Genomic DNA, 14,910 nt, shown 5'->3' on the forward strand with positions numbered 1-14,910 from the left:
TACGGCACGACCATCGTTATCCGTGTAATAAGTGTAACCCCAGGCCTGGCGCCAACCAGCGTTTTGGCGGACACCATCGATGAACCAGTAGTAGGTTCCTGTGTAGAAACGGAAACCGGTATAGAGTTCACCATTTTCGTACCAACGGTAGCCACCGTTTTGTGAGGAACCGTCATAGATGTAGCCACTCCAGTTCGTAATCACGCCGTTTGCATCCGAGTGATACTGCTGACCGTTAACGGTAAAGGTCTGATTCTTACGAAGCGTAAAGCTGTTATCATCACCGAAGTAATAACGCTTATCACCGATTGTTTGTAGTCCTTGAACAGCACGACCATCGGCATCGGTGTAGTAAGTGTTTCCCCAAGCCTCGTGCCAAGCATTGTTCGAACGAACACCGTTTTCAAACCAGTAGAACGTGTCGGCATACCATTTGAAGCCAGTGAATAACTGACCATTTTCAAACCAGCGCCAACCATTCGAAGATTCATCAAAGAGATAACCGGACTTCTTGTCCACCGTCGCAGCCGTTGGTGTTGCCACGGCTGATTGATTGACCGTTGTTCCTGATCCGGCAGAAGCGAGCTTGGTAAAGTCCATCGAAACATCAAAGGTTCCAGAAACACCAGGAATCTTCACGTTTGATGACCACTGCCACATCCCGTATTCTGTGTTCCAGATATGGTCAGCTGATGGTTCGAAAGGATACTGGGCCATCCAAATATGCTGGTTATCCACAAAGGATGTATCCAAATTCAATTCGTTCTTATACGAAACATAGGTATAAAGGGATGGATTGGTAAAGCCACGGGACTGTAACTGGTTGTTAAAGGCTCGGGCGTTGGATGAAACGGAGGCGACTTTCGTGCCGGAAGCTTCCAAATCATCGATCAAAACATCAGATGAAGCAAACCCAAGGTTTTTGGCCGCATCGGCAAAGTAGTTTGCTTCTGCGCGAGCTTGATCTTCGTTAGCATAGCGGGAGAAATGGTAAGCAGAAACCTTCATCCCAGCTGCCCGCGCATTGGCCACCTGCGTAGCGGCAAATGGATTGGTGTAGGTCGTGCTTTCCGTTAACTTCACGATCACCCCGGTAATTCCAAGGTCCTTCATCTTCTTAAAGTCATCAACCGTCAAATTTCCCTGGTAGGAAGCAATGTCAACGGCGTCCATCCGTGGCAAGCCAGACTGTCCAGCAGTCACTTGCTCAACATCTGCAGCTGAAACCAAATGTTGTGATTGGGCTTGTCCAGCGGCCAAACCAAAGGCCGAAACGGCCGTTAATGTTAATAGTGCGTGTTTCACATTCATTTATCTAAAATCCTTTTTACTGGTGGTAATTTTGCTTCGCATAGTCAACAACAGACACACCCTGTTGCTTGGCTTCCGAAACAATTTTTTCAATATCTGATGGGGCCCACTGATCGACCGGGAAACCAGCGTTACGCAACTGCGTTGTTGCATCGTTCACCTGATCTTGGCTTGGCGTACTTGGTTGGGCAGCACCCTGTCCACCAAAAGCCGTGTGCTTTTCACTCGAACTAGAGGAAGCAGCTGAAGACTGTGCACTCGCACTTGATGACGAACTAGCTGAGGAACTAGCAGACGAACTCGTGGATTTCTTTGTTTTTTTACTTGAAACGACCTTGGAAGAGCTCGAAGAATCGTCGCTCTTGCTTGAATCATGGTTCGTTCCTAGTGCAAACGCACCCCAGACAACCAATCCAGCAGCTACCAATGCTGCTAAGGAAATAATGATTTTTTTCATGTGTTTCTCCAATCTTCTGTGTGTTCATTTATGACGGACTGCACCAGATTAAATACACCTTAAATTTTACAGGAAATATTCGGATTTTTCATGTTTTTCAGCCGATTAGGACAAATTTTCAAATTGCTTTATATTATTTTCGGTTTACTTAGAAATTGGGTACAAAAAAAGCGAGCCATTCAGGTTCGCTTTTTTAAAAGATTTTACTTCCCCACAAATTGTGACAACATGGCCGTGGCAATGCTGAAATAAATTAGGATGGATGCCCAATCACAGACCGTGGCAACCAAGGGACCGTTCACGATGGCTGGATCGACGTTGACCCGGTTCAAAAGAGCGGGCACTAAGTGAGCCAGAACGGAAGAGGCCAAGATTGAGAGGGCCAAAGACAGACCAACAGCCATGGCTAGGCTTTGGTTCCCTTGCCAGAACAAGGTGACAGCATAAAGAACAACACCACCAATAACAGCCAAAACAATGGCTGAAATGAATTCGGACAACAGGTTCTTGAAACCCGAACGGTCGGAACCGTTTCCGAAATGACGGATAGCCAGGGCCAACGACTGGGTACCGGCGTTACCCGCAGTACCAGCAATAATGGTGATGAAAGCCGCTAGGATTGGCGCCTGACGAATGGTGTGCTCAAAGAGGCCAACCAGGACGGTTGAGGCCAAACCAAGGACCAACAAAGTCAACAACCACGGAATTCGCTTAACCGCGGAGTGCCAAGCCGAATCATCCGTATCCGAAACATCCACGGCTGCTAGGCCGGAATAATCACCAACGGCTTCTTCATCAATAACGTCAACGATGTCATCAACGGTAATGATGCCGAGCAGGTGCTTCTCGTCATCAATGACGGGTACGGAAAAGAAGTTATAATCCGCAACAACCTGGGCCACGTCTTTTTGGTCGCTATCGGCCTTAACGGAAATGACACGGGTATTGGTGATGGAATCAATGGTCATGTCGTCCGGATGTGTTAGCAAATCACGCAGTGACACCACCCCAATCAACCGGTGTTCTTCGTCAACAACGTACACGTAAATGATTGATTCGGCCTCTTCGGCCTGCTTCTTAACCTGAATCAAAACATCCTTGACTTTTTCGGACTTTTTAACGGCCAAATACTCCGTCGCCATCAAGGCCCCGGCCGTTTCATCGTCGTAGTTGATGAGCTGCTTGACTTCCTTCACTTCGTCCGCTGGCATCAAGGCTAAGTAATTGGCCACCTTACGGGCTGGCATGGCCTGCAACAAGTCGGCTTCGTTATCGGCAAACATGGCAACGAGAATATCCGCACCCTTTTGTGCGGGCATCTCTTCCAAGAGCTCCACGATTTCTTCTGGATCCACTTCCAAATTATCAAAAATCGTTGCCAGCGTTTCATCATCCATAATGCGCCAAGCGACTTCACGAATGTTTTCGGGCATGGCGGCATAAACCTGCCCCTTTTCAAAGTCGTGCAAGTTCGTAAAGCGATTCATGAATTCGTCATCTTGACCGGAATTGATTAAATTCACTAAATCATGAACCGTTTCCTTTAATTGCTGGTCATTATCTTGTTCCATCGTTTCGTTGTTCCTTTCAAGGTTGCCCTTCTCGCAACCTTTCCACTCATTTCTTTTTTATCTCGAAGAATCAATCTTCGACTCCCTTTAACGCCACCAAGTCCTCCGGCAGATCAGTCTGCAGGTGCCTTGTTTCTTCGGCAAAAGGATCATAGAAAGCCATCTGATAAGCATGCAAAGCTTGACGCTTTAAGCCATACCAAAGTGGGCCCCCGTAAAGGTCATCGCCCACCAATGGGAACCCAATGTGCTTGAAATGCACACGAATCTGGTGTGTTCGTCCGGTATGCAGCTGGACTTTAACACGGGTCATGGGATGCTCGGGGTCTTTTTCGTAGCGCTGCTCCACCCAGTATTCCGTCTTCGATGGTTTGCCGTCCTCGGTTACCGTTCGCTTAATAAAGTCACCCTCGAGACGACCGATTGGTGCCTCGATGATACCATGGTCATCTGGCAAAATTCCCGAGACATAGGCCGTGTAAAACTTTTCAACCGAATGGTCTTGGAGCTGCTGGTCCAAGACTGCATGGGCAAAGCGGTGCTTAGCCAGTAAGACGATACCCGAGGTATCCCGATCCAAACGAGTGACAACGTGTGGCACCAAATCCTCTGCTTCCTCGTCAATGAGGTGGCCTTTGACTTTGTTAACCAAAGTATGCAATCGGTCGGCGTGCCCCGGTACGGTGGTCACCCCGTAGGGCTTATCCACGGCTAAAAAGTGGTCGTCTTCATAAATCACCTGGATGGGGTCAAAGTCAGGCACCACCAGATCATTGCCCTGTTCCACCGGCATGATGATGGTGGCAACATCCCCCTTCTTAATATAATCGGACGTGTAGACCTGCTTGTCGTTTACTAAGATGGCGCCCCCGTTGTGTTTCATCTGTGAAAACATGCGGTGGGAAACACCATGACTTTGGAGAAAAGAACGAACCTTACGGTCCTCATCCCCTTCATAGGTCCAAGAAAATTTCATGCTTTGCTACTCGACCAGCCGGATTAGCGACACTGGTCCTTCCTTTCAAAAATTAATGGTACGGTGATTGGGCGCTAGCCATCACTCGTCCAAAGCGTTGTCGGCAATGAAGGCTTCCTGCACCCGGCACCAAAAGTCCAAATGACGGTAGGAAGCAAAGTGAATCATCGTTTCGGCCACTTCAAAGGTAACCGAAACCACGTCTTCTGCCAAAATTTCTAATTGGTCACAGGTGATCAAAAACGACTGGTGCTTTGGTTTCACAGTAATTGTCTGACCGGTTGGCACGATGAGGGGTGACCCCAAGGTACGAAAGACCCGGTTATTGATCGAAGCAATTTCTGACATCTGAATGGCTTTGATGGAGGGGTGCAAAACCGCCCCGCCGTTCGCCTTGTTGTAGGCTGTGGAACCCGTCGGTGTTGCAATGGCCACGCCGTCACCCCGAAAGCCCTCAAACAAATGATCGCCCAGGTAAATATCGGCCACTAGCGTGCCAATTGGTTGCTTGATGGTGGCTTCGTTCAAAGCCAAGTACTCCGTCTGACGGCCATCTGCTTGGGTCGTTGTCATCTTTAACAGGGGGTATGAAACCCGTTCCCCGGAATCCTTCACCAAGGAAGCCACGAGTTCTTTCACCTCACCCCCGAGCCAATCGGTATAAAAGCCGAGATGCCCCGTGTGCAATCCCACAAAACGAAGGTCGGGATTAACCCCAATGTATTCATGAAAGGCACCCAAGAGCGTCCCGTCTCCCCCAACCGTAATCACGAGGTCAGGGTGGACATCATCACGTTCGATGCCTTGTTGGGCCAACTCTTTTTTCAATTCTTTCACAATTTTTAATGACCGCTGTTGGTCGTTGTGATAGAGTGCGACTTTCATAGAACTTCTTTCTTTGACATGAATCAACGGTGGAAAACCCCATTAATCCATTTCTTTAATTTCGGATAATTCCTGTTCAAGAGCAAAGGTTTGCTCAGAAATGTCAGCCAGTTTCGTGGCCATTTCGGGTTTAATCTCACCATGCTTATAGTTCAAATCATGTTCAATCGTCGCCCAAAAATTCATGGCCATCGTTCGAATCTGAATCTCGGCCAGCACCTTGGTTTCCCCAGAATACAGTGAAACGGGGTACTCAATCACCATGTGGTAAGAACGGTAACCGGATGGTTTTGCGTTCATCACGTAGTCTCGTTCTTCCAAGATGGTAAAGTCGGTGCGCTTCCGGAGTAATTCGACGACCTTATAGATGTCATCAATGTACTTCGTCATGATGCGCAAACCGGCAATATCTTGCAAGTCCAAGGCCAACCGATCCTCGTGCAGGTGCCGACGCACGATTTTTTCTTCAATGGAGGCCTGCGACTTGACACGGCCGGTGACGGACTCAACGGGACGTGTACCGCTTTTTACTTGGCCAGTCGTCAAATAATCGAGCTTGACTTTTAACTCGGCTACCGCCTGTTCATAAGGCTCAAAAAACTTCTCCCATTCCACGAATCGGCCTCCTTCTCTCCTTTTGGCAAAATAAAGCCACAATACTTTTATATTTTACCATATCTTTTCATTGACTAGGCTAAGACAGAAAAAGAGTAGCCATTTGGCTACTCTTTTGGGCTCAGAAAAGAGCCAATCATTCGTTTTAAACTTTATTTTGCCAACGAAGCGGCACCGATAACACCGGCATCGTTCCCAAGTTCAGCCAACTTAACACGTGTTGACGTCCGAACCGTTGGGAAGGCAAAGACCGACCAGTTCTTCTCGACACGTTCGCGCAAGAATTCACCGGCAGCGGCCACCCCACCACCAATGACAATAGCGGATGGGTTCAAGATGTTTGAAATCGTTGCAGCGGCATAACCTAGGTAGTAAGCCAACTTGTCAACCGTTTCGTTTGCCAAGAAGTCGCCTTCCTTAGCCAAGTCAAAGATAATCTTTGAGGTTACTTCATCCCCGTTATCGATCATCTTCTTCAAACGGGATTCACCAACGTATTGTTCGGCAAAGTCCTGAGCCAAGTGGACAACCCCAGTTGCGGAAGCATATTGCTCCAAGCAACCGTGGTTACCACAAGTACACAAGTAACCGTTTGGTTCAACAATGATGTGGCCAACTTCACCACCGGCACCGGCAACGCCGTGAATCAATTCATTGTTTGCAACCAAACCACCACCAACACCCGTTCCAAGCGTGATGAAGGAAACGTCGGCGTCGTTGTTACCGGCACCCTTCCAGGCTTCCCCGAGGGCAGCAACGTTCGCATCGTTATCAATGGTCAATTCGAAACCAGTTCCTGCTTGGATTGGTTCCTTAACGGCTTCTTCTTTCGCCCAACCAAGGTTATAGGCACCTTTAACCGTTCCGTTCACACGGTCAACCGTTCCAGGAGTACCCATTCCAATTCCAATGATGCGTTCGCGATCCAATTGGTACAAGTTCAAGTGATGATTGATTGAATCGATGATGTCCGGCACGATGTACTTACCATCGCCCAAAATGTTCGTTTGGATTGACCACTTCTGTTGGACCTCACCTTGGTCAGTCAAAATTGCAAACTTGATAGTCGTTCCACCAAGGTCAACACCAATTAATTTATCTTTTGTCATGATGATCGTTAGCCCCACCGGCCAAGGCAAGTTGGGGTTCGCCTCCTATATTCATTAATTACAACTTTATTTTAACAAAGGACGGGAAAGCTTTGCAAGCGTTTACAAAAACTTTCTGACGGGGCTTTACCCTCGTACGCCCTGCTCAGAAAGGGTTGTCTTCAAGCCCTCTTTGGCATCAAAACCAGTGGCGTTCGTGCTGCGAGCCAACTCGTCCTTGTGTTCCTTCGCCAAAATAATCTTCATTGTTTGATAATCCGCTGTGGACAACACCTTGGCTTTGTATAAATTATCCACTTCGAGTGCCGCCACTTCAATATCCCAAAGTCGTTTCCCGACATGGATGTAGACATCGTAGCGCTTTAAATACTGCAAAATATCGTAGAAATTCTTCACCGCTTGCTCCTTTTGTTCTGCAAAACACGAGCTTCTTTCGATACGTTTCGGCTATTATAGGCGCATTTCAGCAAAAGTGCAACACCGTTGACTAGTCCAACGTGAGGACAAGATTGGCTGATAGCGAAACAATTCTCCCCGGCAAAACCTGGTAATCCGGGTACTCATCCTGCAGGGCCTGACGATAGAGATTTAACTGACCACGGTAATTTCGTTGTAAGCGCCGAATGGCCTGCTTTTGTCGGTCGCCGGCACGCTTGGGTACGAAATCAGTTTTGTAATCGAAAAGAGTAATTGTTTTCTGACTTTCATCGATAAAATACCCATCGATAATTCCATGAACCAAAATCGGCTGCTCATCCTGCAAATTTGGGTAAACCTTTTTTGCCGGAATGACCATCGCAAAGGCCGCCTCACGCTTTAGACTCTTTTGGTGGCGTGCAATCGTCTGGGCAAAGTCCGATCGTGTAAAGTCGACAATTTGACTCACATTCACGAGCGGTGCGACTTCAGGTGCGATTTTTCCACTGGCCACCAACTGTGCCAACAACTTTTCTAAGTCCGCTTCTTCCAACCACCGGTTAAAGTCCAAGAGCTGCATCATCAAGTGCGTGGCCGTTCCAACCGCCGTTGGTGATGGTTTGACTTTGCCATCCGACATGAAGGAAGGCAGTGGCAGCTCCTGCTTCAACAAGTTCTGGCTTGGTTTCGTTTCAGCGCCTTTTTCGTCAGCAAGTCCTTTGGCTACAGCATCGTCTGCGGACACGGCCCGCCCCTCTTCATCCAGATAAAGATCGGTTAAGTAAGGACGGTCGGGATCTTCAAAGAGCTGCTTAATTTCTGATACCGATTGGTAAGCGGCCGTCTGGGTCGCCTGCTCGTATGGATAATGGTAACTTAATTTTTCAACCAGGAGCACCTGGTCAATGGCCTGTCCAGCGGCCGATTCATGCGGCTCTTCTTGTCGCTTCACTTGAGCCGCAGGGCTTACTAAGTCATTCTTATTCGGCAACGTTTCTTCCAGCACATAGCGGACTTGGACTTGGCCTTTTCGATTCGTCTCTGCTCCTAGCCACTGACGCTCGCGACTTTTGTCCGCTAAGAACAGGGCATCCAAATCGGCATTCTCTAAGCGGGCAAAGGATTGCAAGGTCCAGTCAAGGTAGGACTGGGCGGCCAACCGGTCGGCTGCCGGCAGAAATTGGTCGGTCGATTGTAGCGCGTTTTGATACAATCTTTGCTCTCTCGTTACTTTATCCTGCAAGGGATCGATTCGGCCAATCAGATAGAGCTGTTGCTTAGCACGGGTCAGAGCCACGTAGTACAACCGCATTTCTTCTGACCAGGCCTGCTTTTTCAAGGCCTGCTTTACGGCATACTTACCGATCGTTGGTAGTTTAACCTGGGCGTTTTCTTCCAGGTAGTTCAGACCAATTCCCGCATCCTTATGCAGGATAAAATCACCCGAACTGTCCATTTTATTAAAGGGCTTATCCAAATCCGGCAGTAAGACAATTGGAAATTCCAAGCCCTTGGACTTGTGAATGGTCATCAAGGATACCGCCGATTTCGATGATTCCTGCGCCACTTCGCCAACGTCGCCACCAGAATTCTGCACTTCCTCGATGTAGCGCGTAAAAGCGAATAATCCAGATTGCCCATTTTCTTGAAAAGACGCCGCTCGCTGGTACAGGGCGTGGAGGTTTGCTTGTCGCTGGGGACCACCGGGTAGTCCCGCGACGTAATCGAGCCAGCCCGTGTCTTGATAAATCGCCCAGATAAGGCCAACCAAATCATTTTGGCGAGCAAAAACCCGCCAGTTTGCCAATTGTTCTAAGACTTTAGCAGCTCTGCTTTTCTCCTTGGCGACCGCTTGGAGTGCGCTGTAAAAATCGTGACGTTCGTCGGCCAGACGAATCTCGGCGAGTTCGTTTTCTTTAAAGCCGAAAATGGGCGAACGAAGTACTGCTGCCAAGGGAATGTCCTGATGAGGATTGTCAATCACGCGTAAGAGATCCAGCACCAAATACACTTCCATCGTCTGGTAATAGTTACCGACGGATTCGGATTGAACGGGAATGCCAGCCTCCTTGGCTAATCGAAGCAAATCTGGATAAGTCGTTTTCGAACGGGTCAAAATTGCAATGTCACCGTAATTAACGGGACGCATCACGCCCTGTTTTTGATCGTAGACCTGCCCCTCACGCACCAAGTTCTGCACCCGCTGCAAGAGATAGGTCAACGTCTTTTCACGGGTATCGCGGTCGTCCTCTTCGGATTCATCCTCTTCATCATTGGCCGCTTCAGATCGTTTCACCTTTGGTAGTGCCAATAAATCGAGGTTGAAAATGGCCGGCACCTCTTCTGGAAAGGCCGCCTTGGCAACTAACTTAGCCGACCCTTGGTAGGCCACATCCCCCAACTCCTCATCCATAATCTGAGTGAAGATCTGGTTGATGACCTCGGTCACGTTATTTTCGGAACGAAAGTTATCAGCCAACTCAATTCGTTCGTCCTCGTTATCGACTTTGGCAAAGGCTTCGTACTTACCAGCGAAAAGCTGTGGTGCCGCTTGCCGGAAACCGTAAATGGACTGCTTAATATCGCCGACCATGTACATGTTCTGGCCGTTCGACATGTCCTTTAAGAAGGCTTCCTGCAGGCGGTTAACATCCTGGTATTCGTCCACCATAACTTCGGCAAACTGCGACTGCACGAGCCGCTGAATGTCCTTGTCCTGCAAAATCTGACGAGCCAGCACGACCAAATCTGAAAAATGGAGGACGTTTTCAGCCGTCTTTGCTTCTTTTAATGCCGACAAATAATCCTTGGTTAGCGCGACCAAATCCGTTATGATGCGCTGCCCACGGGCGTTAACCGTTTGCCACTGTGCTTCGCTGAGACGGAAAAAGCCGTCCGCCATACTTTGCAAAGGGGCCGTCTTACCGGAAAAGTGCCGGTCCTTATAGGCGAGGGCCAACTCGAGTTGCGCTGCCTTTTCAGGACCATTTTCGTCCTTTTCCAACATCTTTGCGGTGTACCTGCTAGGAAATTTGTCTGTGAAGTCCTGCTGGATTGCCGCTCGTAAATCCTCATAAGGGGCGTCATTGTCCAACAAAGTCAACAAGTTCTTCAAATAGGCTTCCCGCTCCAAAAGGGCGGTCGCGGCCTGTTGGAACTTTTTCTCATCGCCTTCTCCTTCGACAGCGGAAAGCGCTTCCGGTAACTCCGTCAGCGCCCCAACGACGGCTGGCCGAACCTGATCGGTTAAATAGCTTTGATAAGCTTGCTGTTGATCGAGGGGCTGATTTTCATCCGCACCCGCCGCAAGGGAGTCCAGCCAGTTATCCTCTTTGGGCCGTGCAGCATCAAAGTCAGCCAGCTTTAAAATGATGTCTTTCAACTTTTGATCGCGCGAAACGGAAGCAAAGTTGTTAACAGCCGCCATGAGTGCTAAGTGATCAGGATGCTTGTTATCGTATAGTTCGTCAAAAAGCGAATCTAAAACCTGCTGTTTAAAGAGCGTCACCTCGGCGTTATCGGCAACCAAGCGAAAGGCCGGATCCAAATCAATCGTATAGTAATAGGATTCGATGAGCTTCAAAGCAAACCCATCAATGGTGGTCACCGCTGCCGTGGGCAACAAAGCCAACTGTTCCTGCAGGTAGGCACGCATCGCTGCGTCATCCGTATCCTGTAAACGGGTGGTCAGCGCCTTTTCCAACCGTTCCTTCATTTCACCAGCCGCTGCCCTGGTAAAAGTCACGATAAGAAACTGGTCAACGGCAGTCCCAGCCATAATCCGCTGAATCAGCCGTTCAATTAGGACAGTCGTCTTTCCCGAACCTGCCGAAGCAGAAACCAGAATATTATGTCCCTGATGTATGATGGCTTTCTTCTGATTGTCTGTAAATTCAGGCATCGGTCTTTCCTCCCCTTTGCTGTTCTGGTTTCTGCTGCCCCTCGTTGGTCAAACCATCCGATGGAGCCATCGCTTCGTTTTCTTGCCGGAGTCGTTCCAGAATCTGTTTCTTCCCGCCCGTGTAATCCGGCTCTTGATAGCGGTCCCCTAGGGCCCGGTCGAAGCGCATCACGTCTTGGTATGGTGAATACTGCAGACTTTGTTGGACCGGCGAAAGAGCGAAATGACCGGTGGCGATTTTGCTAGCCGCCGCTAAGATTAACCGCTGATTATGGGCCATCAATAACTCAAGATCGCCCTTGTCAATGGTGTCCGAAGCAGCCGTTAGCTGACCGTCTTTTTTGCGCGCCAAATTGTAGGCGGTTGACTTATCAGAGGCCTCCAGTCGGTCCAAGTCGTCTAAGTACTCGTCATCAGCCAGGGCCAAGCCGGCTAGCTGTTGCTTTTGAGCAGGCAACTGCCCCGCCAAGAGTTCATCAATGGCACCATGGAAATCAGCAAAGTTAATCTTTTGCTGGTTGATGGGGGCAAAGAACGCACCCCCCACTTGTCCGTTTTCTGCCAAGCCCATTTTTTTGGCGTTTTCGTTAACTGCTTGCCAATAGGTTAACAGTTGCAATTCCAAGCCATTGGCAGCATCACGGTAATCGAACTTCTTACCGTTCAATTTATAGTCGACAATCGTTCCAAAGTCACCCGAATCCTCTTGACGATCGAAGCGATCGACTTTTCCACGAAGATGAACGGCAGCTGGCCCATGACCAACCATCACCATTGGTAGGTCCGATCCTGGAAAGCCGAAGGGCGCCTCCACACGCGTTGGTCGGGATTGGTTGTTTAGGCGGGCAACGTCACGCAATTGTTGCAAGACCTTGACGGCTCGTTCCTTCATGAAGCGCGCCTGACTTTGTCCCTGACCTTCTTCGGTTAATTCTGAAAAGGCCACTTCCGCCGTCAAGGCATCGAGGCTGGCCTCAACTTGTCGTTCGATACTGCCATCATCCAAATCAGCCAGACGGCCGTTTTGTTGGATGACCTGGTCCACCGCTTTTTCAAACAGCGCGTGGTAAACCGTCCCTTCAATTCGAGCATCGATTTCAACCGTTGGCTTCTCCTTCAAGCGAAGGCCATAACGTAAGAAGTACTCATAGGGATTTCGGTAAAAGGATTCCACTTGTGAAATCGACAAGACGAGCGGTCCATGAAAAAGGCGCTTGGCCATCTCAATGGTCAACCTTTCCGGCTGGTTGGCATAATGACGACTGGCCAAGACGCGGTCAGCCTGTTCTTGAAAACCTGCGTCATTAAGCGCTTGTCGAATCTGGGCAAAGCCATCCCCCTCTTGTTCAATTTCTGGTAACTTCACTAACTGTGACAAAGTCGCTTGAGCAGTACCAGCGTAGCGGGTCGCCAGCTCCGCCTCGTTCTTCGCTGAAGTGGCCACCGGTTCAATCTCCTGATCAAAGGCATTGGTCAACCTGGTCAGGTATGGAGAGGCTTCGTTCACGTTCCCGTCTTGGTCAAGCAAGGGATAGGAAATGGTCACGCCGTCACTCGCCGCTTGCAGGGCGTTGTAAAAGACTAGGTTTTCCGTCCCCATTTGCTGCTTTGCCGTTTCTTGCAAGTAGCGTGGTTCCTCTTGTTCAGCCAAAGCAGGTTGGACAAGTAGCCGGTCCTGGTCAGAAAGCAAGGACTTATTGTTCACTTGCGCCGGCAGCGCGGATCGGGTTGCCCCAATAAAGTACAGCTTTTTGTACTGCTGACTCTGAACAATCCCCGCTTCCGAAATGGTCAACTGGTCCAATTGGTTGGGAATGCCTGAAAAAGTTCCCCCAGCAAAGCCGGCCTGCAGTCCCTGCAAGAAAGTTTGTCGAGAAAAAGGCCGTTCGCCGGCAACTTGAACTAATTGGTCCAAAATGTTCACAAATAATTGCCAGACTTCTTCCACCTGTTGTGACCTGATTAGTTGATCAGCAACAACCAACTGGTCACGCTGGTTTAACACGGCTTCTGGCAGCCGTCGTTCTTGCAAAAAGTCCATCAACCGGCGGGCAGCTGCTTCAATATTTTCAGCGCCTTCGAACCGTTCCACCAATTCATCAAGGAGCTGGTGGACAAAGACTTTTAACCGACTGATGTTCTGGTTCACTTGATCATCTTGACGCTGAGCCGTCGACTCCTCATCAACTGGCAGGTCAAAGAGCACGAAGCCCTTCGAATCATCCTGCCAAAGTCGCTTCGATACCCGGTGACCGTCGAGGTAATTTTCCAACTGTGCCACCATCTCAAAATAGGGTTCATCGTCCATCAGCTGGCCGTTAACTACCGGCCGCAGGTAGCCGGTTTTCAAGATGGTCAAAATCTTATCTTTCTGATAGAGCCTACCTGGATTGTCTAACAGTGTGGTCGTTAGTTCGACGAGGGGATGGTTCCCCATCTTCACGTCGTTATCCAAAAAGTAAGCGAGGTCAAAGTCCGCCATCACGGCTGGCAAATGCTGACTGTAAGGCCCCAAATCCCGGGCCAAAACCAAAATGTCACGCAGGTGCAATCCCGGATTTAACCGTAAATCTTCCCGAATTCGACGTGCGACTTCTTCCAGTTCGGTTACGACGTTCGCCGCAACAAAGGCCTTTAACTGGGTGTTCCGCTGCTCATCGGGATTGGCTTCATAGGGCTGGTAAGCGCCTAATTTTTCCCAGGCACGCAGCAAATGCGTCCGGGTGTTCTGCTGCACGCTTGCGTCCCCTTCATCCAGAACAGTAATTTGAAGCTCTTTTTTGCTGCCTTGTGCGAGCTTTTGAATCGTCCGGGCGGTTTCCAATGGCTTTTCATAGACGGAACCCGCACTCAGACTTTTTAACGAATCCTGAGCATCTACATCCCCCAGCAAAGCTACATGCACTTCGGCTTTGTCCACCAACAACTTCACCACCGACCACTCGGCCGCCGTAAAACCGGTGAAACCGTCAAAGTAGAAAACCGCGTCGGACAAATCAGCGTCAGCCATTTGGGCCACAAAATATGGCAGTACTTCCTGAGCCAACAGATATTGCCCATTGATGCGACTGTTAAAGTCATCGGCCACAACCGACAAATCGCGCAACTTCTGCTGCAAGGCGTTGGCCGTGAGTGCCTGCTGCTCCGAGGACGTGTCCAGTTGATTTACGATATTCAACAGGTCTTCGGGTGTTACCCTGGATGCCCTCAGTTCCGTTAGCTGAGCCACTAATTTTTCGACAAAGCCCTTCTTAGCTGCCATCCGGGCAAAAATCGGTAAGGATGCCTTCTCTTCTGCTAAAATTTCTGAAATCATGACAAAAAGCCCAGCCGCCCCAATGATTGGTGGTTGGGTCAAGCCCTCGTCTTCTAGCAGACGCCAAGCCAAACGCGACAACGAATAAACCTGAACCTGCGATTGGGCATAGGAAGCTGTCTTCGCTAAGCCATTCTCTCTGGCCAACCGTGACAACACATCCACTTCACCGTCAAACTTGACGTGGTTGGGAACAAGATAAAAAATTCGACGTTTTTCGCCTTTTTGTATTGATTTTTTAATCTCCTTAACAAAGTGGGCCCGGCTGTCCACTTGCCCAGGTGCGATGTTGATAGTCACGGTCATGTTATCACCCTTTACCTGCTTACTCTTGTCTAGTTAGTTTCATTGT

At 49.3% G+C, this 14,910-nt stretch carries 9 protein-coding genes and 1 pseudogene; all 10 read right to left on the minus strand.

Annotated elements, in window-relative coordinates; translation table 11 throughout:
• Positions 1-1,311: GH25 family lysozyme (locus IV71_RS03495; protein WP_056995014.1), on the minus strand; the 1,311-nt coding region annotated here is incomplete at its 3' end.
• 16 nt (positions 1,312-1,327) lie between these two features.
• On the minus strand, positions 1,328-1,768 hold the full coding sequence (locus IV71_RS03500; RefSeq protein ID WP_010017842.1) for a hypothetical protein: 441 nt from the start codon (positions 1,766-1,768) through the stop codon (positions 1,328-1,330).
• A gap of 203 nt (positions 1,769-1,971) precedes the next feature.
• Positions 1,972-3,339 (minus strand): magnesium transporter, encoded by a 1,368-nt coding sequence (gene mgtE, locus IV71_RS03505; protein ID WP_010017841.1) that lies wholly within the window; start codon positions 3,337-3,339, stop codon positions 1,972-1,974.
• 70 nt (positions 3,340-3,409) lie between these two features.
• A complete protein-coding gene (locus IV71_RS03510) occupies positions 3,410-4,315 on the minus strand; it encodes an RluA family pseudouridine synthase (RefSeq protein ID WP_010017839.1) in 906 nt (301 codons plus the stop codon).
• An 81-nt stretch (positions 4,316-4,396) separates the two neighbouring features.
• Positions 4,397-5,224: an NAD kinase gene (locus IV71_RS03515; RefSeq protein ID WP_338066605.1), complete on the minus strand. Its 828-nt coding sequence runs from the start codon at positions 5,222-5,224 to the stop codon at positions 4,397-4,399.
• A gap of 18 nt (positions 5,225-5,242) precedes the next feature.
• A complete protein-coding gene (locus IV71_RS03520; RefSeq protein ID WP_010017837.1) occupies positions 5,243-5,815 on the minus strand; it encodes a GTP pyrophosphokinase in 573 nt (190 codons plus the stop codon).
• Positions 5,816-5,967: 152 nt separating this feature from the next.
• On the minus strand, positions 5,968-6,924 hold the full coding sequence (locus IV71_RS03525; RefSeq protein WP_029489969.1) for an ROK family glucokinase: 957 nt from the start codon (positions 6,922-6,924) through the stop codon (positions 5,968-5,970).
• A gap of 207 nt (positions 6,925-7,131) precedes the next feature.
• Positions 7,132-7,320: pseudogene (locus IV71_RS03530) on the minus strand (YqgQ family protein); the annotation flags it as partial.
• Between the two features lie 91 nt (positions 7,321-7,411).
• Positions 7,412-11,242 (minus strand): helicase-exonuclease AddAB subunit AddA, encoded by a 3,831-nt coding sequence (gene addA / locus IV71_RS03535; protein ID WP_010017833.1) that lies wholly within the window; start codon positions 11,240-11,242, stop codon positions 7,412-7,414.
• The gene (locus IV71_RS03540; protein WP_010017831.1) at positions 11,235-14,864 is read right to left on the minus strand and encodes a PD-(D/E)XK nuclease family protein; all 3,630 of its coding nucleotides are present in this window, start codon (positions 14,862-14,864) and stop codon (positions 11,235-11,237) included. Before IV71_RS03540 ends, addA begins: the two co-directional genes overlap by 8 nt.
• Between the last annotated feature and the right edge of the window lie 46 nt (positions 14,865-14,910).

It is taken from the genome of Fructobacillus fructosus KCTC 3544 (assembly GCF_001438695.1).
Taxonomy (GTDB): domain Bacteria; phylum Bacillota; class Bacilli; order Lactobacillales; family Lactobacillaceae; genus Fructobacillus; species Fructobacillus fructosus.

Bases quoted from the DNA above. Each gene is read 5' to 3' on its own strand.
- IV71_RS03540 (WP_010017831.1), bottom strand. From the start codon at position 14,864: ATGACCGTGACTATCAACATCGCACCTGGGCAAGTGGACAGCCGGGCC.
- IV71_RS03500 (WP_010017842.1), bottom strand. From the start codon at position 1,768: ATGAAAAAAATCATTATTTCCTTAGCAGCATTGGTAGCTGCTGGATTG.
- addA (WP_010017833.1), bottom strand. From the start codon at position 11,242: ATGCCTGAATTTACAGACAATCAGAAGAAAGCCATCATACATCAGGGA.
- mgtE (WP_010017841.1), bottom strand. From the start codon at position 3,339: ATGGAACAAGATAATGACCAGCAATTAAAGGAAACGGTTCATGATTTA.
- IV71_RS03525 (WP_029489969.1), bottom strand. From the start codon at position 6,924: ATGACAAAAGATAAATTAATTGGTGTTGACCTTGGTGGAACGACTATC.
- IV71_RS03510 (WP_010017839.1), bottom strand. From the start codon at position 4,315: ATGAAATTTTCTTGGACCTATGAAGGGGATGAGGACCGTAAGGTTCGT.